Source organism: Methylobacterium sp. XJLW (assembly GCF_003254375.1).
In the GTDB taxonomy this organism is placed as follows: Bacteria; Pseudomonadota; Alphaproteobacteria; order Rhizobiales; family Beijerinckiaceae; genus Methylobacterium; species Methylobacterium fujisawaense.
In genome coordinates this window covers 771,744-796,766 of sequence record NZ_CP016429.1, presented here as the reverse complement: position 1 = coordinate 796,766, position 25,023 = coordinate 771,744, and the positions used below count along the sequence as shown (strand labels likewise).

Below are 25,023 nucleotides of genomic sequence, written 5' to 3'. Positions count from 1 at the left end.
GTTCGAGGCGAGGACTATGAGAGAGGCCGTAAGCAAAGTCGAGGCGCTGCAGCGCTCCAAGACGCAGGGGATCGCGCTCGAGGACGTCGAGCGCGGCGTGGCACAGGCGACGCGCGCGCTGACCGACCTGGCGCATGACGACGGGCATATCTGCTTCGAGCTCGAGGCGGATGCCACCATCCCGTCCGAGTACATCCTGTTCCACCACTTCCGCGGCACGCAGGTCCCCGGCGACCTCGAGGCCAAGATCGGCACCTACCTGCGTCGCACCCAGGGCCGTCACGGCGGCTGGGCCCTCGTCCACGAGGGGCCGTTCGATATGAGCTGCACGGTCAAGGCGTATTTCGCCCTGAAGATGATCGGCGACGACATCGAGGCGCCGCACATGCGCCGGGCACGCGAGGGCATCCTGTCCCGCGGCGGCGCGGCCAACGCCAATGTCTTCACCCGCTTCATGCTGGCGCTCTACGGCGAGGTGCCGTGGCGCGCCGTGCCGGTGATGCCGGTCGAGGTGATGTTCCTGCCGAAGTGGTTCCCCTTCCACCTCGACAAGATCAGCTACTGGGCTCGCACCACCGTGGTGCCGCTGTTCGTGCTCCAGGCGACCAAGCCCCGGGCCCGCAACCCGCGGGGCATCAGCGTGCAGGAGCTGTTCATCACGCCGCCGGAGAGCGTCCGCTCGTGGCCGGGTTCGCCCCATGCCACCTGGCCCTGGACCCCGATCTTCGGCTTCATCGACCGGGTGCTCCAGCGGGTCGAGAACCACCTGCCACGCAAGAGCCGCCAGCGGGCCATGGAAATGGCCCGTGCCTGGGTGAGCGAGCGCCTGAACGGCGAGGACGGCCTGGGTGCCATCTTCCCCGCCATGGTCAATTCGGTGCTGATGTACGAGGTGATGGGCTACCGGCCCGATCACCCGCAGGTCCGCGTCGCCTGCGACGCCATCGAGAAGCTCGTCGTCGAGAAGGCCGACGAGGCCTATGTCCAGCCCTGCGTCTCGCCGGTGTGGGATACGGCGCTGGCGAGTCACGCGCTCCTGGAAGCCGGCGGCCCCGAGGCCGAGGCCCAGGCCCGCGCCGGGCTCGACTGGCTGAAGCCCCGGCAGGTGCTCGACATCGTCGGGGATTGGGCGGCCCGCAAGCCGAAGGTCCGGCCGGGCGGCTGGGCATTCCAGTACGCCAACGCCCATTATCCCGACCTCGACGACACCGCCGTGGTGGTGATGGCGATGGACCGGGCCATGCGCCAGCACGGTCTGGTCGCCGGCATGCCGGACTACAAGGTCTCCATCGCCCGCGCCCGCGAATGGGTCGAGGGGCTGCAGTCGGAAGACGGCGGCTGGGCGGCGTTCGACGCCGACAACAACCACATGTACCTCAACCACATTCCGTTCTCGGATCACGGCGCGCTGCTCGATCCGCCGACCGCGGATGTGACCGCCCGCGTGGTCGGCATGCTGGCCCAGCTCGGCGAGACCCGGGAGACCTCCCGCGCCCTGGACCGCGGCGTGAACTACCTCCTGAACGACCAGGAAGAGGACGGATCCTGGTACGGCCGCTGGGGCATGAACTTCATCTACGGCACGTGGTCGGTGCTCTGCGCCCTCAACGCCGCGGGTGTCGATCCCGCCGATCCCCGCATCCAGCGGGCGGTGAACTGGCTGATCCGGATCCAGAACCCGGATGGCGGCTGGGGTGAGGACGCTTCCTCGTACAAGATCGACCCGGCCTTCGAGCCCGGTTCGTCCACCGCCTCGCAGACCGCCTGGGCGCTGCTCGCCCTGATGGCGGCCGGCGCGGTCGACGATCCGGCCGTCACCCGGGGCATCAACTTCCTCACCCGCACGCAGGGCGCGGACGGGTTCTGGAAGGAAGAGCGCTACACGGCCACGGGCTTCCCGCGGGTGTTCTACCTGCGGTATCATGGTTACCCGAAGTTCTTCCCGCTCTGGGCGATGGCGCGCTTCCGCAACCTCAAGCGCGGCAACAGCCGGCGCGTCCAGTTCGGCATGTGACGGCCTGCGGCCGGCCCGCAGGGCCGGCCGCGCCTCGCCGGATCGCAGCGCGTTCGACCGTTCCGACGACCGATCTGCGAGCCCGGTATTCCAGACGTGGCCTCCTCAGACAGCGACCCCGCGGGACCGGGCGAACCGCGTTCCGCGCCGGAGCCGGCCCAGACGCCGCCGCGACGTCCGCGCCGGCTTGCGGACCTGGCCGGACTGGTCCACCAGCGGGCCATGATCGATCCCACCGCACCCGTCCTGGCCGTCACCGGCCTCGCCCGCGAGCGCCGCATGGCGGCGGGGGAGGGGGTCGAGGCGGTGGGGGCCGGCGGCAACCCGCATCGCCTGCGTCACCTCCTCGACGCGCGCGTCTCCTCCGGCTGCCGGGCGGTTGTGAGCTTCGGCATCGCTGGGGGGCTCGATCCCTCTCTCAAGCCGGGTGACGTCGTCGTCGGTACCGGCGTGGTGAGCGAAGACGGGCGGCGTGCCGCCGATCTCGACCTCTCGGCGGCGCTCCTCAATCTCCTGTCCAGTTCCGGCGCGCGGGTGATCGCCGCCGATCTGGCCGGTGTCGATACGGCCGTGCTCTCCGTCGAGGGCAAGACCGATCTGCGGGCGACCTCCGGCGCGGCCGCCGTCGACATGGAATCGCACGTGGCTGCGTCCTTCGCGGGCCGGCACGGCGTGCCCTTCGCGGCGCTGCGCGTGATCTGCGATCCGGCCGGTCAGGCGTTGCCCGCCTTCGCCGCACAGGCGCTCACGGCGGACGGTGAACCCGACATTGCGGCGGTGTTCTTCGCCTTCGCCCGCGGCCGGGCACGGCTAGGGGACCTGATGCGGTTGGCCCGTGACTCCAATGCGGCCTTCGCGTCGCTCGGACGCTGTCGCGCCCGGCTCGGACCGGGGCTGGGAATACCGGCTGCGGAGCGCTGAGACGTCAGAGCCCCGTTTCTGCCAGCGGACGCGAAGCAGGCCGGTTTCTCGCTTCCCAGTGCGCGCCAGGACCATCGTGAGGGACGACAAAAAGGCGCCGGCCTGTTCGGCCGGCGCCAGTCGGAGGTCACCACGCGGCGGCGCGGGGGAGGGGCACCGCGCCGGGAGGAGCCGGCCTCAGCCGTCCTTCTTGTTGAGCGAGACCGCAACGAACCGGGTCTGGCCCTTGCCGCTCTTCACCCGCATCAGCACGGCCTTGCGTCCGCTCGACTCGGCCGCCCGGATCTGCGTCGCAACATCCGACGGACGGGACACGCTCTGGCCGCCGACATCGAGGATCACGTCACCCGCCTCGATACCCTTGGCGGCAGCCGGCCCGTCGGGATCGACCTGCACCACCGCAACACCCTGATCCGACAGACCGACATCGCCGGCCGGAGCGAGCTGCAGGCCGAGCCGCGGCTGGCCGTTGCTCGAATCCTCGTCACGGCTCGCCATCTTCGTGCCGTCGGTCGGCATCGTGCCCAGCGTCACCGTGGCGGTGTCGGACTTGCCACCACGCAGGTAGCTCAGCTCGACCTTGGCGCCGGGCTTCATGCCGGCGATCCTGCGCGACAGCTCGCGGGCGCTGTCCACCGTGTCGCCGTTGACCTTCTCGATCACGTCACCGGCCTTCAGCCCGGCCTTGGCCGCGGGGGTGCCGTTCTCGGCATGGTCGACGAGCGCCCCCTTGGCCTTGTCGAGGCCCAGGCCCTCGGCGATGTCCTGCGTCACGGGCTGGATCTGGACGCCCAGGTAGCCGCGGGCGACCTTGCCGTCGGTCCGGAGCTGATCGACCACCGCCTGAACGGTCTCGGCCGGGATCGCGAAGGCGAGGCCGACGCTGCCGCCCGACGGGGACGCGATGGCGGTGTTGACGCCGACGACCTCGCCGTTGACGTTGAAGGTCGGGCCGCCTGAGTTGCCCTTGTTGATGGGCGCGTCGATCTGCAGGAAGTCGTCGTACGGACCGGCGCCGATGTCGCGGCCGCGGGCCGAGACGATGCCGGCGGTCACGGTGCCGCCGAGGCCGAAGGGGTTACCGATCGCCACAACCCAGTCGCCGACCTGAGGCGCGGATTTGCCGAACTGCACGTAGGGGAAGTTCGAGCCCTCGGTGATCTTCAGCAGAGCGACGTCGGTCTTGGGATCCTTGCCGATGACCTTCGCGTCGAGGGTGCGGCCGTCGTCCAGGGTCACCTGCACGGTCTTGGCGTGATCGACGACGTGGTTGTTGGTGACCACGTAGCCGTCGGCCGAGATGATGAAGCCGGAGCCGACCGCGCCGCGCGGACCCTGGCGCTGGGGCTGCATCCCGCCGGGGCCGTTCTGGCCGAAGCGCTTGAAGAACTCGCGCAGCTGCGGCGGCACATTCTGAAGGTTGCGGCCCTGGCTCGGGCCGTCATCGTCGTCGCTGCTCGCGGAGTCGTCGAGCTTGACCTTCACCGAGACGACGCCCGGCTTCACCTTGTTGACGATGCCGGCAAACGAGCCCGGCGGATGCTCAGGGGCCTCGATCGGGGATTTCGGAAGGGCCTGCGCGTAGGCCGGAGTCGCGCTCGGCAGATAGCCACTGCCGATGGCACCGCCGGCGATCAGCGCGGCCGCCGCCACGGAGGCGAGGGCGCGGCGCGAGGTGCGGCCAGTGGGACGGGTCTCGGTCATGGGGGGCTCAACCTCTCGAAAATGATCGGGACGACGCCTGCGGTCGCGGCCGTCGATGGGATCTGTCTAGAGAGCGCCGCCTGACCCGGGCGTGGCGGTCAGATTACCGTTTGGACAGGTGGCCGAGCGGTCGCGGAGCCCCATCGCGATCCCGGCGGTGGCCTGCGATCGGAAGAGTGCGACGCCTCGATGCGGCACGGGACAGGCCCAGGCTTGTGCTGTCCGACACCGCGATTTCCGAGGGTCGGCCTTAAATCCCGCTGAGTTCGGCAGGCCGGCATAAGTTTCGGCGTTGCTCGATCCCAGTGTTCAGGCAGAGGGGATTGCAATGAAGACGCTGTTGGCCGCCGCCATGTTCTTCGGGCCGACTGTCGGCGCGCTGGCGGCCGACTCGTACGCGGATTACCGTGACTACTTTGACGCGAAGCCCGCCGTGGCAGATCACGCGCCGCGCGGCGGGTCCAAGAGGACATACGGCGTCGATACGCGCCGCCCCGGCGACGATCGCACCGCCAAGTCGGCGACCCACCTGCGGCCCGGCTACTGGAACCAGGCCGGCGGCTATGTTCCGCCGGACTATTCCACGCATCCGCGGGCCGCGTCGCAGGACGGGTTCTGGAGCCCGAACGACGCGTCGGCCGCCAACTGGGCCGGGCCGCGGGCCTTCACCGGCACCCTCGGCACCCGCCGCTGACGCAGGGCCGTCCGGGTGACGGCGCGCTGCCGGTCCCGCCGGCGCAGGGCGCCGAGCCCGGGCCTCAGCGGCCCGGGACGGGCGCTCAGTCCCCGCTGAGCCGGACCAGAGCCTCCTCGATCTTCACGAGCCGCGCCGCCTCGCTGTCGCGCCGCTCCCGGTTCTCCTCGATGATCTCCTCGGGCGCCCGGGCCACGAAGTCGGCATTGCCGAGCTTGGCGTCGATCTTCTTGATCTCGCCCTGCGCCTTGCCCTGCTCCTTCTTCAGGCGGGCGACCTCGGCGGCGAGATCGACGACGCCTTCCAGGGGCAGTGCGGCGACGCTCCCGCGCACCAGCAGCTGAACCGAGTTCTTCGGCGGCGCCTCCGCGAAGGTGATGTCCGACAGGCGCGCGAGGCGCAGCAGCGTGTCCCGCCATGCCTCCACCCGCGCCCGGACCTCAGGGGCGGCGCCGACCATCACCAGCGGGATCTGCGCGGCGGCCGGGACATTGGTCTCGGACCGCGCCGAGCGGATCTGGCTGACGAGATCGACCACGAACCCGACCTCGGCCTCCGCGGCCGCATCGGCAAGGCCGCCGAGGTCCGGCCAGGAGGCCAGGGTCAGGAGGCCGCGCTCCGGCAGCTCGGCCCCCTTGATCGCCCACAGCTCCTCCGTGAGGAAGGGCATGAACGGGTGCAGCAGCTTGGCGACCTGATCGATCAGGAACGCCACGCTCGCCTGTGTCTCGGCCCGGATCGCGGGGTCGACGCCCTCGCCCTGGAGCACGGGCTTGGCGAGTTCGAGATACCAGTCGCAGAAGATGTTCCAGACGAAGCGATAGGCGGCCGCCGCGGCGTCGTTGAAGCGGAAGGCCTCGAGGGCACCCGTGACCTCGTCGACCGCGCGCGCGGCCTCGGTGAGCGCCCAGCGGTTGATCGCGCCGGTGGCGGAGCGCGGATCGAAGGCCGGATCCAGGCGGCAGCCGTTCAGCTCGGCGAAGCGGGCAGCGTTCCAGAGCTTGGTCGCGAAGTTGCGGTAGCCCTGGACCCGGTCGGTGGACAGCTTGATGTCGCGGCCCTGGACGGCCAGCGCACAGAGGGTGAAACGCAGGGCGTCGGCGCCGACCTGATCGATCAGCTCCAGCGGATCGACGACGTTGCCCTTCGACTTCGACATCTTCGCCCCCGACGCGTCCCGCACCAGGGTGTGCAGGTAGACCGTGTCGAAGGGGGCCCGGTCGGTGAGGTGCAGGCCCATCATCATCATCCGGGCGACCCAGAAGAACAGGATGTCCTTGCCGGTCACCAGGGTGTTGGTCGGGTAGAAGCGACCGAGTTCCGGGGTCGAATCCGGCCAGCCGAGGGTCGAGAACGGCCAGAGGGCCGAGGAGAACCACGTGTCGAGGACATCCTCGTCGCGGGTCAGCGCCACGGAGCGGCCGTGCTTCGCCTCGGCCGCTTCCAGCGCCTCCACCTCGCTCTCGGCGACGAAGATGCCGCCCTCCGCGTCGTACCAGACCGGAATCTGGTGGCCCCACCAGAGCTGGCGGGAGATGCACCAGGGCTCGATGTTGGTGAGCCACTGGAAGAAGATCTTCTCGTAGTTCTCGGGCACGAACTTGGTCTGCCCGTCGCGCACCGCCTGGAGGGCGCGCTCCGCGAGCGGCTTGACGTTCACGTACCACTGGTCGGTCAGGTAGGGCTCGATGACCACGCCGGACCGGTCGCCGTGCGGGACCGCGTGGGTGTTCGGCTCGGTCGCGCGCAGGAGCCCGCGCGCCTCCATCAGCGCGACCACCGCCTTGCGCGCCTGCGCCCGGTCGAGGCCGTGGAGCGCCAGGGCCTCCGGCTCGGGCGAGGTCTCGTCGAGGAAGGCCGCATTGCCCTCGAGCAGCATCCGCCCCTCGGGGTCGAGGACGTTGATCACGCCGAGTCCCTGGCGGCGGCCGACATCGAAATCGTTGAAGTCGTGGGCGGGGGTGATCTTGACCGCGCCCGTCCCCTTTTCCGGGTCCGAGTAGGTGTCGGCGACGATCGGGATCAGCCGCCCGACCAGCGGCAGGCGCACGCGCTTGCCGACCAGCGCCGTATACCGCTCGTCCTCGGGATGGACCGCGACGCCGGTATCGCCCAGCATCGTCTCGGGACGGGTGGTCGCCACCGTGATAACCGCCCCGGTCTCGGTTCCGGTCTCGTCGACGACCGGATAGTCGAAGTGCCAGAGATGGCCCTTCGTCTCGATCTGCTGGACCTCCAGGTCCGAGATCGCGGTCTGGAACTTCGGGTCCCAGTTCACCAGCCGCTTGTCGCGGTAGATCAGGCCCTGCCGGTGCAGGTCGACGAAGGTCTTGAGGACGGCCCGGCTCAGGCCCTCGTCCATGGTGAAGCGCTCGCGGGACCAGTCGCAGGAGGCGCCCAGCCGCTTCAGCTGGTTGACGATCGCGCCGCCGGATTCCGCCTTCCAGGCCCAGACCTTCTCGACGAAGGCGGCGCGGCCGATCTCGCGGCGGCCAGGCTCCTGTTGCTCCATCATCCGCCGCTCGACCACCATCTGGGTGGCGATGCCGGCATGGTCCGTCCCCGGCTGCCAGAGCACGTCCTTGCCGCGCATGCGCTCGAAGCGGCAGAGGATGTCCTGCAGGGTGTTGTTGAGGGCGTGGCCCATATGCAGCGAGCCCGTCACGTTCGGCGGCGGGATCACGATGCAGTACGGCGGAGCCCCGGCGCGCTCGGGCCGGCCGGCGCGGAAGGCGTCCGCCTCGGCCCAGGCGGCGGAAATCCGCGCCTCGACGGAGGTGGGCTCGAAGGTCTTGTCCATCATCGCGGGTACGGGCCGGCGCTTGTCCAAACGGGGTTGGCCCCGCTTTCGACCGTCACGCCGCTCCCGTCAACACGCGGACGGCGGCTCGCGGCCACCGTACCCAGGCCGCCGCATCAGCGCCCGCGCGAGACCCGCTCGATCTCGGCGCGCACGAGGCGCTCGACCACGGCCGGCAGGTTGTCGTCGAGCCAGGATTTCAGCATCGGCCGGAGCATCTCCTTGACGAGATCCTCGAGGGTCCGGGCGTTCTGCGTCAGCACCGTATGGGCCAGCAGGTTGAACGCGCCGCTGACGCTGGCGTCGGTCGCCGGGGAGACCAGGGCCTCCCGCTCCGGCTCCGGCTCCGGCGCGCGCACGGCCTGGAGCACGGGCTGCGGCCGCGGCGGTGCCGGCGGTTCCGGGATCGGATCGGGCTCCGGTGCCGCGGCGACCGGGTCCTCGAAGTCGATCGCGTCGAAATCGAGCAGGTCCGGAGCAGGTTCCGGCTCCGGCTCCGGCTCGACCACGCGCGGGCGCGTCACCGGCTCGGCGACCTCAGCGAGGTCGAGCACGTCATCGGGCTCCGGCGCGACCGACGTCTCGGCGGGCTTGGCGGCCTGATCGTCGGCGATGATCCTGCGGATCGACGCGAGGATCTCTTCCATCGAAGGCTCGTGCGCCTTATCGGCAGCCTTGTCCTGGAATTTCGTGTCCGGGATCTTTGGGCTTGCTGCACTCATCGGCAGGCGCACTCGGGCATGGGAGACTGGAACGCGACCCGATCGGATCGTTGTTCAATCAGTATTCCATGCCGTTTCGTGGCGGCAAGCGTGCCCGCAACACACTCCCCGTGGAAAAGCCCTCAGCGGCCGTCCGGCGTGCGCAGACCGAACCACAGATCCTTGACCTGATCGAAGTGGACCTTGGCGCTGTAATATTCGACCGGCAGTGCCGTGAACCGCGCGGTGAGTTGCCCGATCGCCTGGACCACGCCGTAGGAGAAGATCACGCGGTCGCGTTGGGCGACGATGAGGTTCACGCGGGAGTTCAGCAATTCCTGCTGCGCATTCAGCACGTCGAGGGTGGTGCGCTGGCCGACGCGGGCCTCCTCGCGCACGCCGTTCAGCGCCACCTCGTTGGCCTGGACCTGGGCCTGGGCGGCGATGACCTGGGCCTTGGCGGCTTCCAGGCGACCCCAGAAATCGACGATCTGGGCGCGGACCTGATCGCGGACCTGATCCACCTGGATGCGCGTCTGGCCGACGGTCTCCTTCGCCTGCCGGATCTGCGCGTAGGTCTGGCCGCCCTCGTAGATCGGGATGTTCAGCCGGCCGCCCACGAATCCGACGAAGAAGCTCTGGTTCGGGCCGGTCTGGTCGTAGACCTGACTGAGGGAGCCCTGCAGGCTGACCTGCGGCGCCAGCTGACCTTCCAGCACCTTCACCTGCGATTCGGCCGCGTCGACCGCGTGGATCGCCGACACGATCTGCGGATGCTCGCGGAGGCCGATGGCGATGGCGGCGTCCAGGCTGTGCGGAACGAACCGGTCCAGCGGCCGGCCGGGCGCAAGCTGGCGCGGCTCGACACCGATATTCTGCCGGTAGATGCCGATGCTCGTCCGCAGGGCCGATTCCGCCGCGCTCACCTGCGAGCGGGCACCCGCGAGACGGGCCTCGGCCTGGGCGACATCGGTCCGCGTCACCTCGCCGACGTTGAAGCGGTCGCGCGTCTGGCGCAGCTGCTCCTCCAAGACCTCGACGTTGTTCCGGTTGAGTTCCAGCGTCGCCGTGTTGCTGAGCACGTTCATGTACGACTGAACGGCGTTGTAGAGCACGGTCAGCTCCGTGTAGCGCAGCGTCTCGCGCTGGCTGTACACGGTCGACTCGGCGCGGCGGGTCAGGTTGTCCGTCTGGAAGCCGTTGAACAGCGTCTGCGAGACCGTCAGGCTCGCGGTGCTCGGCAGGTAGGTGGTCCGGACAGTCCGCTTAGAGGTGATGGTCTGGGCCGAGGCGATCTCAGCCGTGCTCGATGTCGCCCCGGCTCCGCTGGTCGCCGATGTGCCGGCCACGCCGGACGAGCCCGCCCCGATGTCGGTCGTGCCGACACCCGTCGTGCTCGTTCCGACGCCGATCCCGGTGCCGCCCGTAACGCCGCCCGTGGTGCCCCCGAGACCGGCTGTGCCGGTCGCCGACGTGCCGGTGCTGGCCGAGCCTGCAGCGGCCGCGGCGGTGCTGGAGCTGCGGGTCTGAAGGTACTGGACGCCGATCTGCGCCCCGAGATTGACCTGGGGGCGATAGCCCGACTGCGCGATCGCGACGCTCTCGTCGGTCGCGCGCACGCCGGCGCGGCTGGCGTTGAGGCTTGGATTGCCCTGATAGGCTTTCGCGAGCGCGCTTTCGAGTGTCTCGGCAGACGCCGGCATCGCTGCCAGAATCGCGAGCCCGGAGACCATCCCGACCAAACGGAATGTCGAGCAACTCGCTTGTGGACGTCGTGTCACGATGAACAAGCCCTTGCGGTCTCTTTCGGTTCGGATGTCCGAGACGAAAACGGCCAAGGTACGGCGTTTCGCTCGTCTCCGATCAAGCCCGCCCCACCGTCACGCTTAGCGCAAACCGGGCGCTTTGGCTCGCCCCGGCTTAGGGATGGCGGCGGAAAGTCCGGCGTTGGGGCATTAAGGTGACACATCCGGTCTCCGTTACCCCGCGTGCTGGGCCGTTACGGTAAGTGCCGTCCCGAATACGGTATCGGTGCAAATATAAATGGCTGTGGATCAGCAACGTCTGCGCGCTGCCCAAGACGGTGCCAGCTTTGCCACCCGGGAGGGGAGCCGGGTTTCGGGCACCCGATTTGTGGCGGGAAGCGGATGTCGGGCGTCGCGTTCACCGCCCGGTTCGGGACCGGCTCGCGGGCGCGCAAGACAGGCGGCCGACAGAGCCGCCATCCACGGCCGCCATCCACGGCCGCCATCGACCGCCGCACGGTCGTCGCATCTCGCAGGATCCGCGACCATTCCGGCCACCGAGGGGACGTGTCACGCGGGCGGGACGACAGCGTACGGGTTGATCCCGTCAGAACAGGGTGTTCCGGCGCTGGATGTCGTCCGAATTGAGTATTCGATGGAATCGAACCCCGGCAGTAGCGTCCACTCACCGGGCCGGTTCGGTGCCGGTCGTTCGGGTCGGTTCGCGGAACGGATCCAAAGGCCCTGTAAGCCGGGGCGGCCGGCGATCCGTCGGCCACCGCCGTGCGAACATCCGGGTCCGCGGGTCGGCGCCGTGGTGGAGGGTTTCATCGTGGACGAGAACGATCCGCCCTGGGACACCGATCCCCTCTGGTATGACCGGGCGGAGTCCGGGCCGGCACCGGGTCCCGTCCTCGAATGTCTGGCGTGGCTGTTCTTGCTGGCGGTCGCCGTCGTCGCCGGGCTGGTCTGGCTCTACGGAGTTCCCGACCGCCTGTGGCGCGCGGCGACGCGCCGGTTCCTGCGCCGCCGGCCGGCGGGCGCGAAGCGCTTCTGATCCGGTTCGGAAGCTCCGCGGCGACTGCGGGTTTCAGGCCGCCGCGATGCGCGTGACGAGCAGCGTGTCTTCCATGGCCTCCACCGGCATCGGACGGCCGAGATAATAGCCCTGCAGGAACGGGCAACCCATCGCCTGGAGGATGTGCAGGTCGTCGACCGATTCCACGCCCTCCGCCACGACGTCGAGACCGAGCAGGCGCCCGAGGCCCAGGACGGCGAGGACGAGCCCGCGCTTGTCGTCGCATGTGCCGAGCCCGGTCACGAAACTTCGGTCGATCTTGATCCGATCCGCCTTGAGCTGCCGCAGGGAGGAGAGCGACGAGTAGCCGATGCCGAAATCGTCCAGGGTGATCCGGATGCCGGCGCGCGACAGGGCCTGCAGCTTCCCCTGAACCGCGCCGATGTCGAGGGCGGTCTCCTCGGTGATCTCGATCTCGAGCATGGTGGGCGGCAGGTCGAGCAGGCCCAGGCGCTCGATGACGATCTCGTCCACCGGAACCTGCGCCATCTCCCGGGGCGAGACGTTCATCGCCACGCGGACCCCATCGAGGCCACGGCTGCGCAGGATTTCCAGCATCGCGCAGACCTGCTCAAGGATGTAGCGGAGCAGCGATTCGGTGAGGCCCGCCATCGCGGCGGCGGCGATCAGGTCCGGCGGGGCGATCCAGCCGAGCCGCGGATGCTCCCAGCGGATCAGCGCCTCCAGCCCGACCAGCGTGTGGCCATCCGCGGCGTAGATCGGCTGAAACCAGACCCTGGGCGCGTTCTCGACCAGGGCCTGCGACAGGTCGCGCTCCAGGTCGCGCCGCATCTGCAGGCCCTCGCGCAGGCCCGCATCGAACACCCGGAAGCGATTCCGGCCTCCGGCCTTCGCGGCGTAGAGGGCCTCGTCGGCGCAGCTCAGCATCTCGGTCAGACTGGGCTCCGGACCGGCATGGACGCCGATGCTGACCCCGAGCCGGCCCGCGTCGAAACCGTCGAACGGGTGTGCCACGGCCGTGATGAAGTTGGCCGCCATGACGTCGTGGGCCAGACCGGAGGTGGCGGGATCGTAAAGCACGGCGAATTCATCGCCGCCGAGCCGGGCCGCAAGGCCGTTCTCCGGCAGCGCATCCCTCAGCCGGCGCGCCACTTCGACGAGCACCCGGTCGCCCGCCTTGTGCCCGTAGACGTCGTTGACGAACTTGAAGCCGTCGAGGTCGAGCAGCAGCAGGCTGAGCGTCCCGCTGTGGAGCCTGCTTTCCGCCGCCTGGAGGAATCCCGCGCGGTTCAGCAGGCCGGTGAGGTCGTCGTGCGTGGCGCGCCACCGCATCTCGTCGACGAGGGCGCTGGCGCTGGCATGCGCTTCGGCCCGCGACCGGGCGAGGGCATGGGCCTCGTTCTTGAGCCGGCTCGCCTCGCGGAACACGGCCTGGCTCCGGAACGCGGTGTGCGTCAGCGCCACGAGGTAGAGGACGACGCAGGCCGCAAGGCAGTTCCGGTCGAAGTCACCCGCATAGGTCAGGCAGACGGAGACCGACAGCAGCGGTAGAGCGATGAAGGCGATCGGAATGCGCGCATAGGCAATCCCGTGCGTCACCGCCCCGGCGGTCACGCCGCAGGTGATCGTGAGATAGAACAGGGTCTCGGGTGAGGTGTAGCCGGCGGACAGGAGCGGCTGGCAAGCCCAGACCAGGCCGGAGAGAAATGCCGCGAGCGTGCAGACGCGCAGGTGCCGGTCGACGGAGCGCGCGGCGGTCGCGGCCAGGCTCGGCGTCATGTCGGCGGTCAGCGCGAGGCCGAGGCAGGGGATCCGACACAGCACGATCCGCAGGAGATTGACGCAGGTCGATGCCGCAAACCAGGCGGCCCCCAGGGCGCCGTGCCCGCTCCGATAGGCGACCAGGATGCTCGCCAGCCCGAGCAGCATGTTGACGGGGATGGCCGCCAGCACGGTCCCGCGCATGGCCTCGAGCTGGTCCCGCCGGACTAGCGCGTCCCACCTCGGATCCGCAGGGTCGAGAGATTCACCGGAGCCGGGTGAGCCTGGCCCGGATCTCTCCTGGTCCCAAGCGATCATCATATGTCCACTCAAAGCTGAGCGACTCATGACAGCGAATCGTTAGATATCGTTGAACGATCATCGACCACCGCAAGCGATCTCGATCTTTTCGCGCTGCGGATGCGCAGAAGCGCCGGCACGCGGGGCATTCCGGCCGCGCCCGAAAGCACCATATCGACACCCGGGCCGCTCCCGGGCCCCGGATCGTCCATGGCCCTCACCCGCGACCTGCTCGATATCCGGACGATCTACCACGAGCCTGCCGTCCGCGACTTTCCGCTCGGCGGGGAGATCCTGGCCCGTTTCCCGGACGCCGAGCGCATCGTCGTGCCGTCGCACTGGAACATCCCCGAACTCCACGGCAATGCGGGATCGGTGGAGGATTGGGTGCGGATCAAGCGCTCGACCCTGGTCCTCGGCGTGAAGAAGGGTCTCGCGATGCGTCCCAACGGCCGCAGCGCCCATTTCATCGCGCCCTCGACCTCCAACGGCTGCGCCATGGCCTGCGCCTATTGCTACGTGCCGCGCCGCAAGGGCTTCTCCAACCCGATCTCGCTGTTCGTGAACGTCGAGCAGGCCTGCGCGGCGATCGCCCGGCACGCCGGCCGTCAGGGACGCCTGCCGGCGCCGGATCCGATCGATCCGGAATACTGGGTCTACGACATCGGCGAGAACGGCGACCTCTCGGTTGATGCGGCGGTCAGTGGCGGCGTGCGCGCCCTGATCGCGCTGTTCCGCACCCTGCCCAACGCCAAGGCCTCCTTCGCCACCAAGGCCGTGAACCGCGATCTCCTGGCCTACGATCCGCAAGGCAAGACGCGCATCCGCTTCTCGCTCATGCCGGCGCGGATCGCCCGGATCGTGGACGTGCGCACCGCCCCGATCCCGGAGCGGATCGCCGCCATCGACGACTTCGTGGCCGCCGGCTACGAAGTCCACGTCAATTTCTCGCCCGTGATCCTTTACGAGGACTGGGAGGCGGACTGGCGGGCCCTGTTTGCCGAGATCGACGCGACCCTGTCCGACGCCGCCAAGGCGCAGCTCAAGTGCGAGATCATCATGCTGACCCACAATGCGGATCTGCATGCGGTCAATCTCGGCTGGCACCCGAAGGCCGAGGACCTGCTCTGGCGGCCGGACATTCAGGAGGCGAAGGTTTCCGAGGGCGGGGGCACGAACCTGCGCTACCGGGCCGGCTGGAAGGGCCGGTGGCTCGTCCGGTTCAAGGCCCTGCTGGCCGAGACCATGCCCTACTGCACCGTGCGCTACGCGTTCTGAGGCCCCGGTCGCTGAACTTCCCGCCGCGCCCGGCGTTGCCGCGCCAGCGCAGAGGGGATCGTCCATGGGGATGCACGAAGATCATATCCGCGAGGCGGTCGCCCTCGCCGAGGCCAATGTCGAGGCCGGCGGCGCCCCTTACGGCGCGGTGATCGTGCAGGACGGCACCGTGCTGGTCCGCGCGGCCAACACCGTGCACGCCACCAACGATCCGAGCGCCCATGCCGAGATGGTTGCGCTGCGCGAAGCCAGCCGCCTGCTCGGCCGGCGCGATCTCGGCGAGTGCGTGATGTACGCGAGCGGCCGCCCGTGCCCCATGTGCCACGCGGCGATGCGGCTTGCCGGCTTCAAGGAAGGCTATTTCGCCTTCTCGGCCGAGGAGGCCGAGACCTACGGTGCCGGCAGCGCGACGATCTACGCCGAACTCTGCCAGCCCCTGGATGCGCAGCCGATGCGGATCAGCCAGCTCCGTCCGCCGGGCGATTCGCCCTACCCGGCCTGGAAAGCGCGCCGGACAGCCTGATCCGAACTCGCCGGACTCAATGCGTCCACGGCGCCGTGCGGTTGAATTTGAAATTGTCGGAATAGGACAGGCCCTTGCGCCGGACCACCTTGGCCGGCTGCTCGACGCGGAAGGCGATGCCCTCGCGCTTCGCGTAGGCGACGGCCTCCGCCTCGGTGTCGAATTCCAGGCGGACCTGCTGAAGCATGTCGGAGGAGCCGTTCCACCCCATCAGCGGATCGATCTCGCGCGGGCTGGTCTGGTCGAATTCCAGAACCCACTGCTTGGTCCGGGCGAGGCCAGACTGCGTGGCATCCCGAGACGGACGGAAGATGCGGGCGCTCGGCATCGGACTCGACAAGCTCCTGATCGAATGGTCGGGGCGATAGGATTCGAACCTACGACCCCCTGGTCCCAAACCAGGTGCGCTACCAGACTGCGCTACACCCCGACTGCCACACGGCCTCAATGCCGTAGCGGTTCCGCCGGTCCCCCGCAAGGCGCGGCACGCCGGTGGCCCATTCCAGCGCCTGCGTGCTTCCGGCGCGCCTGCAGCGCCCGGCCGACTTGTCAGACAATTCACGGAGCGATAGCGTCCGATTCGGGACGAGGGCCGGGCTTCCCTGCTGACGAACCAGCGTCCACCATCACTGGGGGGTGGAGGATGGGGCGTTACGGATCGCCGCGCCGGGAACACCGGCCCTCGTCGCCACCGTCGGGCCTTCGGCCATGCGGGGGCGGTTGTTGGCCCTTGATGACCCTTGCCGGCGGGCGCCGAAACCGCGACGATCGCCGCGAGCGACATGGACCTTCCCGTGTGGACACCGAGCCCGCGCTATCCCGATCCGGCGGTCGAGATCCTCGACGACGCCTTCGCCCGTTACCGGGTGTTCAACACGGCCGTGGAGCGCCTCGCCACCGGCTTCCGCTGGTGCGAGGGCCCGGTCTGGTTCGGCGACGGTCGCTACCTGCTGTGGAGCGACATCCCCAACGACCGCATCCTGCGCTGGGATGAGGAGAGCGGCGCGGTCGGCCTCTACCGGAAGCCGTCCGGTTTCGCCAACGGCAACACCCGCGACCGTCAAGGGCGGCTCGTCACCTGCGAGCACGGGAACCGTCGGGTCACCCGGACCGAGCATGACGGCGCGATCACCGTGCTCGCGGACGCGTTCGAGGGCCGGCGGCTCAACTCCCCCAACGACGTCGTAACGGCCGCCGACGGTGCGGTCTGGTTCACCGATCCGCCCTTCGGCATCGCGGGGTTCTACGAGGGCGCCCGCGCCGAGGCCGAACTGCCGCAGAACGTGTATCGGCTCGACCCGGTCACCGGCGTGCTGGAGACGGTGGCCACCGACCTCGCCGGCCCCAACGGCCTGTGCTTCTCCCCCGATGGCCGCGTGCTCTACCTCGTGGAATCGCGCGGGCGGCCGACCCGGCGGATCGTCGCCTACGACGTGGCCGGCGGCCGTGCCCTTTCGGGCCGGCGCGTGCTGATCGATGCCGGGCCGGGCACGCCAGACGGGCTGCGCTGCGACGTCGACGGCAATCTCTGGTGCGGCTGGGGCATGGGTGACGACGCCCTGGACGGCGTCATGGTGTTCAATCCCGACGGCCGGCCGATCGGGCGCATCCGGCTGCCGGAGCGCTGTGCCAACCTCTGTTTCGGCGGCCGGCACCGCAACCGCCTGTTCATGGCGGCGAGCCAGTCGCTCTATGCCCTCTACGTCGAGGTCCAGGGCTGCGCCGGCGGATGAGGCAAGGCCAGGATATCGCGGCTCGCCCGCGCCGCCGGTCGCGTGCTTGACCGGAGCGCCGCGCCGACCCACTTCCCGTCCGCCGGGGCATAACGGGACACCAGCCGATGATCGAACTCCACTACTGGCCGACGCCGAACGGCCATAAGATCACGATGTTTCTCGAAGAGGCGGGGCTTGCCTACCGCATTCACCCTGTAAATATTGGTAAGGGCGAGCAGTTTAATCCGGATTTTCTCAAGATCGCGCCCAACAACCGGATGCCGGCGATCGTCGACGATGAGCCGGCCGGCGGCGGCGCGCCGGTCTCGCTGTTCGAATCGGGAGCGATCCTGCTCTACCTCGCCGAGAAGACCGGGCGCTTCATTTCGGGGGATCTGCGCGGCCGGGCAGAGGTGCTGCAATGGCTGTTCTGGCAGATGGGTGGCCTCGGCCCGATGCTCGGCCAGAACCACCACTTCTCGCAATATGCGCCGGAGAAGATCGACTACGCGATCAAGCGCTACGTCAACGAGACCAACCGGCTCTACGGCGTCCTCGACCGGCGCCTGGCCGATCGCGCCTTCGTCGCCGGCCCTGATTATTCCATCGCCGACATGGCCTGCTATCCCTGGATCGTGCCCTACGAGAAGCAGGGTCAGAACCTCGATGACCACCCGAACCTGAAGCGCTGGTTCACGGCGATCGCCGAGCGGCCGGCCACGCAGGCGGCCTATGCCCGCGCCCCGGAGGTCAATCCCGACTACGGCAAGACCATGAGCGAGGACGCCAAGAAGGTGATGTTCGGCCAGACCGCTTCCAGCACGAAGCGCTGACCGGGACATGACCGAGGCCGCGCCTGCCCTGCCGCTGGAGGTGATCCACCGCGGCTGGAACACCTTCGGCATCGCCACGCTGACGCTGCCGGACGGGAGCACCGTTCGGCGGGCGCTGGAGGATCACGGCGAGGCGGCCTGCGTGCTGCCCTACGATCCCGTTCGGCGCGTGGCGCTGCTCGTGCGGCAGGCGCGGGTCGGCCCGGCTTTCTGGGGCGAGCCGGCCGATCTCGACGAGGCGCCCGCGGGCGGCCTCGACGGCGCCGCGCCGGAGGAGACCGCGATCCGCGAGGCGATGGAGGAGGCGGGCGTCCGCCTTCGGGATCTCGAGCCGGTGGCGCATGCCTACAGCATGCCGAGCATCTCTTCGGAGCGGCTCTGGCTCTACCTTGCGCCCTACGGCGCCTCCGACCGGGTTGGATCCGGCGGCGGCCTCCACGAAGAGGGCGAGCAGGTTCTCGCCCTCGAAGTGCCCCTCGCCACGCTGGGCGATCAGGCCCGCGCCGGTCGCCTGCCCGATCTCAAGACGCTGGTCCTGGTCCAGGCCCTGATGCTCCGAAGCCCCGACTTGTTCGCCGCATGACCTCGTCCGACACGTCCGAATCCGATGTCCTCGCTCAGATGCTGGCCTTCGCCGAGGAGGCCGCACCTCTGGCCTTGACCATGCGGGCGACGGGCCTGGACATGACCAACAAGGGCCCGGATCTCGGCCAGGCCCTAACCGAGGCCGACCTCGCCGTCAGCCAGCTGATGCACGCGCGGTTCGGCCCTGATTTGATCGAGGAGGAGACCGCCGAGGATCTGGGACAGGCGGCGGCCCGGGCGCTGCTCGCCCGGGATGCCTGGACCTTCGTGGGCGATCCGATCGACGGCACCCGACCCTTCGCGGGCGGCCTGTCGGGCTGGGGCGTGATGGTTGCGGCCTGCCGCTCGGGCTGGCCCCGGAGCTGCGTGATGAGCCTGCCGGCCTGGAACGAAGACCGCTCAGCGCCGGCCCAGAGCATCCCGGCGGAGGCGACGGAGGGCATCCTGCTCGCGGCCAGTGAGGGCCGGGCCTTCTGGGCGCCGACCCGCGGCGGCCGCATGATTGCGGCGTTGCGCCCGCTCCACCGGCCGGAGCGCCGGACCGGCCATGTCGGCTGGCTGTCGGTCACGGCGCAGCGCTACACCCTGGATTACGGCTGCGGCTGGTTCCCCTGGAGCGAGGGCGGCGCGATCTCGGATGCCGCGCTCCTGGCCACGGGACGCCTCGACGCGACCCTGAGCAACAACCGCTTGTGGGACCTGGGCCCGATCCTGCCCCTGTTCGAGGCGCTGGGCTTCCGCCTGTTCCACTGGCCGGACCTCGGGGATCCGCCGGCCGCCTTCGTCGACCTGTTCGACGCTGAGCTGTCAGCTCACGACGATCTCTGGCTGGTGTGTCGGGATCGCGATCAGGCGGCCGATCTGGCCGCGGCGATCCGCCCGGCCTAGGACATCATCCCGGAGGCGGGCGCCCGGATCGCGGGACGCCCTTCGCGGACGGGACTTCGGGCCCGGACCGCGAACGGATCCGGGACGGGCGGTCAGAGCGCCGCGATCAGCGTCCGGATCCGCGCCTGTGCGGCCTTCAGCTCGCTCTCGGCCCCGGCCCGGTCGGCGGCCAGCTTCGCCAGTTCGTCTTCCTGGGCGCCCATACGGGCGAGATAGCGCCGCGCCAGTTCGCTGTCCTTGGGGACGGCGCCGAGATTGCTGCGGATGCGCTCCTGCTCGGCCTGCACCTTCGCCGCGCGCTCGCCGATCTCCTCGACGGTGCGCGTCGCCGCGGCAACCTCCGCGCGGACCTGCGACAGGGTCCTGAGCTTGCCGCCGAGGGCCGGTTCGGCGGCGAGGGAGGCCCAGCGGACCAGCAGCGCCTCATCGGCATCGACGAGATCGTAGGCATCGATCTGAACGCGTTCGAACACGGCCTGGGTCTCTGCCGACCCGCCGGCGGGAACCGCGACCTTGAGACGATAGGCCGTGGGGGTTTCGCTGTCGCGGGCGGAGGACGTGAAGGTCCAGCCATCGCGTCGGGGATGCTCGATGATGACGGCCCGGGCGGCGTCCGGCGCACCCTTGATCGTGTAGGTGGTGACCTCACGGGCAATCATCGTCGCGCGCGCCACGCCGTCGACCACCGTGATCTTGGTCAAGGCCTCGCTCGGCTTCGTCTCCGCCTGGACGGCGACCTTCCGGTCGACGGCGAAGCTGGCCAGCCGCTGCTCGCCGACGGGGGTCGCGGGCAGGCGCGCATCCCCGAGGTAGCCGGCCTTGCGGTCGTAGAGGGTGATGAGACCGGCGGGCAGCATCGCGGCGGTGCCGTTGCGGATCCTGAGGGCCGCGATCGGATGGATCCCCTGACCCGGTTTCCAGAGGGCGATCCGCTCGGCCTCGATCTCGGTATCGATGAACGCCACGGACAGCGTGCCGCCGGCGCGGAGATCGACCGGATGCGGCAGCGTGAAGTTGGCCGACACATCTCCCTCGCTGGCCCCGGCACTCGCCGTCGCGGCCGCCGCCTCGTAGCCGGATTCCGCAGCGTCCAGGCGCGCGTCGAGGCGCGCCATCGGAGCCGGAAGGGGCACAGCGGCAGCGGGCGCCGCGGGGGCACGCAGACGGGACAGCGTCTTCGGGGCGACCGTGCCCTGGTCGAGATCGGGCATGCCGACATCGTCGACCATCACCGGCGCCTCCGGTCTCGTGCGCCAGTAACGCCGGTGCAGGCGCTGGAGCAGCGCCACCGGCGATCCGGACGACAGGGTGACGTCGACGCCCTTCCAGTCCGCGCCGAGGGCATTCTCGAGGACCGCCCAGGCCTGCAGATTCGCCCGGCCTTCGCCGCCGTCGACGATGCGATAGCTCGTCTTCCAGACGGGCGCGGCGACGACGTAGGTCAACCGGACCTCGCGCCGGCCGCGTCCCGCGACATCGATCTCGACCCGGTGGGCATCGCCGACCTTGGCCTTGCCGGCCGCGTCGACGGCCGCGGCGATCCTGGCCGCCATGACCGGATCCTGGATCGTCACGGTCGCGCCGTCCTCGATCGGCACGGATTCGAGCGTGCCCGACCCGGTCAGCACGGTCAGGATCGCGACCTCGCCCGCCTCGGTTCCGGCATTGCGCTCGGATACGCCGAGCACCCGGCCTTCGAGCGTGCGCCCGGCGCTCTGGATCTTGACTGGAATGCCCTGCAGCTTCCCCACGAGGCGCGCCGGCGCGGACAGATCGTCCGCGGTGAACGGCATCGTCCGCAGCGTCTCGTCGACCTGATCCACCCCGTCCAGACGCAGGGCACCGACGGTGCCGAGCGGATCACGCACGACGAGGCTCTTGAGGATGTCGTCGATCTGCTCTGGCCTGACGTTGAGCCCGATCGTCGTATCGCCGTCGACCGGATGAACCAGGGTCACTTCGGCAAGGCCGCCGCTCGAAAGGGTGACGGCGCGGATGCCGTCGGGGGCTGCCATCAGGGGCGGCGCGGCTGCGATCATGGACAACAGGGCTCCGGCTAAGATCAGATGCGATGGGATCAATTCGCCTGTCTCCCGTCAGGGGGCACGCCGCCGAGCACGAGGCCAATCCGGCCGACCGTGCGCCGTCCGGCAAAGGCTGCGTGACGCTCGCGGCCGCAAACCGATCGCGGTCGGAGCTCGCCTGCTGTCCGGACCGGAGCACGCCCCCATGCGGCACGGATGCCGCTGAACGAATGCGCAGTGCCTCGTCGACATGCTGCGGCCCGCGGCTGCACGCTAGCGTATCCGGCTGTCTGTGCTCCCGCTCCAGAAGGCGATCGGATCGAAGGCCTCGACGAACTCGTCTTTCTTCGATGCGGAGACCCGCATCTCGCAGCTTGCGGTGCCGCCGTCGGACGCGGCGTCATCACCGCACGGAACGGCACTCAAACGCAGGACGACGTCGGCCATAGCGCTGCCGTTGACGGCCCGCCGCGTGATGACATCGGGCTCGTGCGTTGCCGCCTCGGATCCGCAGGAGGCCTTGGCCCTGGCGAGGGCAGCCGCGACGGGCGGCGGGTGATGGTCCGCCGCAGCGAAGCGGGGTTCGGCGAGAATCAGGGCGGCGTGGGCGCGACGCATGCCGCCAGGATCCCCAGGCCCGTCCACGCTGTCCAGGCAACTAGCTCATCGTGACGCTGGCGGCCGATACGGCACGCGTCGTCACTCGGGATCGCGATCGCGTCGCGAGGGCCAGTGGAACGAAGCCGAGACGGAAAAGGCGGCGCACCCTGTGTGGGCGCGCCGCCCGATCGTCTGTCTCAGGATCAGTTCAGCGTCGCGTTGACCGGCCGCCGCTCGGCTCCGACCGTGACGTCGCCGATCATCAGGCCCAGCGCGCCCAGGCGAACCGGCACTTTCTCGCCGTCATGGATCTTGCCCGAGAGCACCAGCTCGGCCAGCGGATCCTGGACATTCTTCTGGATCACCCGCTTGAGCGGCCGCGCCCCGTAGGCCGGGTCGTAGCCCTTGTCGGCGAGCCAGGTCTTGGCCTCCTCGTCGACGTCCAGGGTGATCTTGCGCTCGTCCAGCAACTTCTGCAGCCGCCCGAGCTGGATCTCGACGATCGCCCCCATCTCCGACCGCGCCAGGCGGTGGAACAGGATGATCTCGTCGACCCGGTTCAGGAATTCCGGCCGGAAGTGGCCCCGCACCACGCCCATCACCTCGTCGCGGACCGCGTCGGTGTCCTCGCCCGCAGGCTGGTTCACCAGATACTCGGACCCGAGATTCGAGGTCATGATCAGCAGCGTGTTGCGGAAATCCACCGTCCGCCCCTGGCCGTCGGTGAGCCGCCCGTCGTCGAGAACCTGCAGCAGGACGTTGAACACGTCCGGATGCGCCTTCTCGACCTCGTCGAACAGCACGACCTGATAGGGCCGACGCCGCACGGCTTCGGTCAGCGCACCGCCCTCCTCGTAGCCGACATAGCCGGGAGGCGCCCCGATCAGCCGGGCGACCGCGTGCTTCTCCATGTACTCCGACATGTCGATGCGCACGAGCGCCGTGTCGTCGTCGAACAGGAAGCCGGCGAGCGCCTTGGTCAGCTCGGTCTTGCCGACGCCCGTGGGGCCGAGGAACATGAACGAGCCGATTGGCCGGTTCGGATCCTGAAGCCCGGCGCGGGCGCGCCGGACCGCGGTCGAGACCGCCTCCACCGCCTCGCGCTGGCCGACGACGCGTTTGGCGAGCGCCTCCTCCATGGCCAGCAGCTTCTCGCGCTCGCCCTCCAGCATCTTGTCCACCGGCACGCCGGTCCAGCGGGAGACGACCCCGGCGATGTGGGCGGGGGTGACGGCCTCCTCCATCATCGCGTCGCGGCCGTTCTCCGACTTGGCATCGGCCTTGGCCTCGATCTCGGCGAGCTGCTTCTCCAGGCCCGGGATGACCCCGTAGGCGAGCTCGCCCGCGCGCTGATACTGACCCTGGCGCTGCGCCGCGGCGAGCTCGTTGCGCGCCTCGTCGAGCTTCTTTTTCAAGGTGGCCGCGGTGCCGAGCTTGTCCTTCTCGGCCTTCCAGCGGGCGGTGATCGCCGCCGAGCGCTCCTCCAAGTCGCCGAGTTCCTTCTCCAGCCGGACCAGCCGGTCGCGGGAGGCGGAATCGGTCTCCTTCTTGAGCGCCTCGGCCTCGATCTTCAGCCGGACGATCTCCCGGTCGATGTTGTCGAGCTCCTCGGGCTTCGAATCGACCTGCATGCGCAGGCGCGAGCCGGCCTCGTCCATGAGGTCGATGGCCTTGTCGGGCAGGAACCGGTCGGTGATGTAGCGGTTCGAGAGGGTCGCCGCCGCCACCAGGGCCGAATCCTGGATGCGCACGCCGTGGTGCTGCTCGTACTTCTCCTTCAGGCCGCGCAGGATCGAGACCGTGTCCTCCACGGTCGGCTCCGACACGAAGACCGGCTGGAATCGCCGGGCGAGCGCCGCATCCTTCTCGACGTGCTTGCGGTACTCGTCGAGCGTGGTCGCGCCGACGCAGTGCAGCTCGCCGCGGGCCAGCGCCGGCTTCAGCAGGTTCGAGGCGTCCATCGCCCCGTCCGCCTTCCCGGCGCCGACCAGCGTGTGCATCTCGTCGATGAACAGGATGATGCTGCCCTCTGCCGCGGTGACCTCGGAGAGCACGCCCTTCAGCCGCTCCTCGAACTCGCCCCGGTACTTCGCGCCGGCGATCAGCGCGCCCATGTCGAGGGCGAGCAGGCTCTTGTCCCGGAGACTCTCCGGCACGTCGCCGTCGACGATGCGCAGGGCCAGACCCTCAACGATGGCGGTCTTGCCGACGCCGGGCTCACCGATCAGCACCGGATTGTTCTTGGTGCGCCGTGACAGGACCTGGATGGTCCGCCGGATCTCCTCGTCGCGGCCGATCACCGGGTCGAGCTTGCCGTCCCGGGCGGCCTCGGTGAGGTCGCGGGCGTACTTCTTCAGGGCGTCGTAGGCGTTCTCGGCCGAGGCGTTGTCGGCGGTGCGGCCCTTGCGCAGGGCGTTGATCGCCGCATTCAGCGAGGCGGGGGTCACACCCGCCGCCTGGAGCGCGCGGCCGGCCTCGGAATCCTTCTCTACCGCCAGGGCGAGGAGCAGCCGCTCCACCGTGACGTAGGAATCGCCCGCCTTCTCGGCGGCCTTCTCGGCGGTGTCGAACAGGCGCATCAGCTCGCGCGTCGCCTGCGGGGCGGCCGCGTTGCCGGAGACCTTCGGCTGCTTGGCGAGCCACTGCTCGGTCTGAGCCAGCGCCACCCGCGACTGCCCGCCCGCGCGGTCGATCAGGCCGGCGCAGAGGCCTTCCGGATCGTCGAGCAGCACCTTGAGCAGGTGACCCGGCTGAAGCTGGGGATGTCCCTCGCGCATCGCGAGGTTCTGAGCCGCCTGCACGAAGCCGCGGGCGCGCTCGGTGTACTTTTCGAAGTTCATGCACAACCCTCCCGTACCGGCATCCGCCGCCCGATGAGAGGCGCGGCGCCACCGAAAC

General features: G+C 69.6%; 19 protein-coding genes and 1 tRNA gene. 10 read left to right on the top strand and 10 right to left on the bottom strand.

What is annotated here, in order from left to right:
- Positions 1 to 16: 16 nt before the first annotated feature.
- Together shc and A3862_RS03595 are read left to right on the top strand one after the other, a co-directional pair.
- Complete coding sequence (shc, locus tag A3862_RS03600; RefSeq protein WP_043387030.1) at positions 17 to 2,014, top strand: squalene--hopene cyclase; 1,998 nt, start codon at positions 17 to 19, stop codon at positions 2,012 to 2,014.
- 222 nt (positions 2,015 to 2,236) lie between these two features.
- Positions 2,237 to 2,935 carry a phosphorylase gene (locus A3862_RS03595; protein WP_111473207.1) on the top strand — a complete coding sequence of 233 codons (699 nt, stop codon included), beginning with the start codon at positions 2,237 to 2,239 and terminating at the stop codon, positions 2,933 to 2,935.
- Between the two features lie 177 nt (positions 2,936 to 3,112).
- On the opposite strand, the gene A3862_RS03590 is transcribed toward A3862_RS03595, so the two are convergent.
- Positions 3,113 to 4,639, bottom strand: coding sequence for a Do family serine endopeptidase (locus A3862_RS03590; RefSeq protein ID WP_043355239.1), 1,527 nt, complete (start codon positions 4,637 to 4,639; stop codon positions 3,113 to 3,115).
- Between the two features lie 328 nt (positions 4,640 to 4,967).
- Between A3862_RS03590 and A3862_RS03585 the strand changes: the two genes are divergently transcribed.
- Positions 4,968 to 5,333: a hypothetical protein gene (locus A3862_RS03585; RefSeq protein ID WP_052083777.1), complete on the top strand. Its 366-nt coding sequence runs from the start codon at positions 4,968 to 4,970 to the stop codon at positions 5,331 to 5,333.
- An 85-nt stretch (positions 5,334 to 5,418) separates the two neighbouring features.
- Here A3862_RS03585 and A3862_RS03580 read toward each other — a convergent pair whose 3' ends face one another.
- The 3 genes from A3862_RS03580 to A3862_RS03570 form a co-directional block, all read right to left on the bottom strand.
- Positions 5,419 to 8,136, bottom strand: coding sequence for a valine--tRNA ligase (locus A3862_RS03580; protein ID WP_043760349.1), 2,718 nt, complete (start codon positions 8,134 to 8,136; stop codon positions 5,419 to 5,421).
- Between the two features lie 113 nt (positions 8,137 to 8,249).
- A complete protein-coding gene (locus A3862_RS03575; protein WP_043760350.1) occupies positions 8,250 to 8,780 on the bottom strand; it encodes a PopZ family protein in 531 nt (176 codons plus the stop codon).
- Between the two features lie 197 nt (positions 8,781 to 8,977).
- On the bottom strand, positions 8,978 to 10,567 hold the full coding sequence (locus tag A3862_RS03570) for a TolC family outer membrane protein (protein ID WP_051045025.1): 1,590 nt from the start codon (positions 10,565 to 10,567) through the stop codon (positions 8,978 to 8,980).
- Positions 10,568 to 11,411: 844 nt separating this feature from the next.
- Here A3862_RS03570 and A3862_RS03565 point away from each other — a divergent pair.
- Positions 11,412 to 11,636 carry a hypothetical protein gene (locus tag A3862_RS03565; RefSeq protein WP_043355250.1) on the top strand — a complete coding sequence of 75 codons (225 nt, stop codon included), beginning with the start codon at positions 11,412 to 11,414 and terminating at the stop codon, positions 11,634 to 11,636.
- Positions 11,637 to 11,669: 33 nt separating this feature from the next.
- Here A3862_RS03565 and A3862_RS03560 read toward each other — a convergent pair whose 3' ends face one another.
- A complete protein-coding gene (locus A3862_RS03560; protein ID WP_236961726.1) occupies positions 11,670 to 13,583 on the bottom strand; it encodes a putative bifunctional diguanylate cyclase/phosphodiesterase in 1,914 nt (637 codons plus the stop codon).
- A 306-nt stretch (positions 13,584 to 13,889) separates the two neighbouring features.
- Between A3862_RS03560 and A3862_RS03555 the strand changes: the two genes are divergently transcribed.
- Both A3862_RS03555 and A3862_RS03550 read left to right on the top strand, forming a co-directional pair.
- Positions 13,890 to 14,957: a spore photoproduct lyase family protein gene (locus A3862_RS03555; RefSeq protein ID WP_043760351.1), complete on the top strand. Its 1,068-nt coding sequence runs from the start codon at positions 13,890 to 13,892 to the stop codon at positions 14,955 to 14,957.
- A 64-nt stretch (positions 14,958 to 15,021) separates the two neighbouring features.
- On the top strand, positions 15,022 to 15,480 hold the full coding sequence (locus A3862_RS03550; protein ID WP_043760352.1) for a nucleoside deaminase: 459 nt from the start codon (positions 15,022 to 15,024) through the stop codon (positions 15,478 to 15,480).
- 16 nt (positions 15,481 to 15,496) lie between these two features.
- Here the strand turns inward: A3862_RS03550 and A3862_RS03545 are convergent, their stop codons facing one another.
- Together A3862_RS03545 and A3862_RS03540 are read right to left on the bottom strand one after the other, a co-directional pair.
- On the bottom strand, positions 15,497 to 15,808 hold the full coding sequence (locus A3862_RS03545; RefSeq protein WP_043761734.1) for an ETC complex I subunit: 312 nt from the start codon (positions 15,806 to 15,808) through the stop codon (positions 15,497 to 15,499).
- Between the two features lie 25 nt (positions 15,809 to 15,833).
- Positions 15,834 to 15,910, bottom strand: a tRNA-Pro gene (locus tag A3862_RS03540).
- 352 nt (positions 15,911 to 16,262) lie between these two features.
- Between A3862_RS03540 and A3862_RS03535 the strand changes: the two genes are divergently transcribed.
- The 4 genes from A3862_RS03535 to A3862_RS03520 all read left to right on the top strand — a co-directional run bounded on the left by A3862_RS03535 (position 16,263) and on the right by A3862_RS03520 (position 19,501).
- On the top strand, positions 16,263 to 17,213 hold the full coding sequence (locus A3862_RS03535; RefSeq protein WP_043387050.1) for an SMP-30/gluconolactonase/LRE family protein: 951 nt from the start codon (positions 16,263 to 16,265) through the stop codon (positions 17,211 to 17,213).
- Positions 17,214 to 17,320: 107 nt separating this feature from the next.
- Positions 17,321 to 18,028, top strand: coding sequence for a glutathione binding-like protein (locus A3862_RS03530; protein ID WP_043760353.1), 708 nt, complete (start codon positions 17,321 to 17,323; stop codon positions 18,026 to 18,028).
- A gap of 7 nt (positions 18,029 to 18,035) precedes the next feature.
- Entirely contained in the window at positions 18,036 to 18,611 is a 576-nt protein-coding gene (locus tag A3862_RS03525; protein WP_078947354.1) for an NUDIX domain-containing protein, read from the top strand.
- Positions 18,608 to 19,501, top strand: coding sequence for an inositol monophosphatase family protein (locus A3862_RS03520; RefSeq protein ID WP_043760354.1), 894 nt, complete (start codon positions 18,608 to 18,610; stop codon positions 19,499 to 19,501). The genes A3862_RS03525 and A3862_RS03520 overlap by 4 nt, the downstream gene beginning before the upstream one ends.
- Before the next feature lie 92 nt (positions 19,502 to 19,593).
- Here the strand turns inward: A3862_RS03520 and A3862_RS03515 are convergent, their stop codons facing one another.
- The 3 genes from A3862_RS03515 to clpB form a co-directional block, all read right to left on the bottom strand.
- Positions 19,594 to 21,540 carry a DUF4139 domain-containing protein gene (locus tag A3862_RS03515; RefSeq protein WP_236961723.1) on the bottom strand — a complete coding sequence of 649 codons (1,947 nt, stop codon included), beginning with the start codon at positions 21,538 to 21,540 and terminating at the stop codon, positions 19,594 to 19,596.
- 258 nt (positions 21,541 to 21,798) lie between these two features.
- Positions 21,799 to 22,143 carry a hypothetical protein gene (locus A3862_RS03510; protein ID WP_043760356.1) on the bottom strand — a complete coding sequence of 115 codons (345 nt, stop codon included), beginning with the start codon at positions 22,141 to 22,143 and terminating at the stop codon, positions 21,799 to 21,801.
- A 185-nt stretch (positions 22,144 to 22,328) separates the two neighbouring features.
- Positions 22,329 to 24,965: an ATP-dependent chaperone ClpB gene (gene clpB / locus A3862_RS03505; RefSeq protein WP_043760357.1), complete on the bottom strand. Its 2,637-nt coding sequence runs from the start codon at positions 24,963 to 24,965 to the stop codon at positions 22,329 to 22,331.
- Between the last annotated feature and the right edge of the window lie 58 nt (positions 24,966 to 25,023).